General features: G+C 64.2%; 1 pseudogene. It reads right to left on the bottom strand.

Features of this window, described 5'->3' with window-relative positions:
• Window positions 1–150 (bottom strand): annotated as a pseudogene (locus EN818_RS34155) (tRNA uridine-5-carboxymethylaminomethyl(34) synthesis GTPase MnmE); the annotation flags it as partial.
• Between the last annotated feature and the right edge of the window lie 160 nt (window positions 151–310).

The raw sequence follows: 310 nt of genomic DNA, 5'->3' as shown, positions 1-310 counted from the left end.
GCGCAACGTGGTAAACCGATCCTTAACCGTGCCGCCGGCGATCGTTTCGACCGCGAATCGAGTCTTGGGGCCGGAGACGCGGATCACGGCGATGCCGGCGGGCAAGCGGCCACTCGACAGCGCCGCGATCGTATCCTTCGAAGTTACCATTTGCCCGACCTGCCGAACCACCCTAGGTATCTTGTTCACGCGCCGTTCCGCACGGAAGCCGCGGCTTTCGCGGAATTGCGTTGCCATCAACGAACCGAGCCGCCCATCGTGACCCTGCCCGCGCGAAACCTGCTTGCCGAAGAGGCGAGCCCCTATCTGC

The organism is Mesorhizobium sp. M3A.F.Ca.ET.175.01.1.1, from assembly GCF_004791945.1.
In the GTDB taxonomy this organism is placed as follows: domain Bacteria; phylum Pseudomonadota; class Alphaproteobacteria; order Rhizobiales; family Rhizobiaceae; genus Mesorhizobium.
The sequence above is the reverse complement of the archived record's forward strand: the minus strand, read 5'-3'. Positions and strand labels throughout refer to the sequence as shown.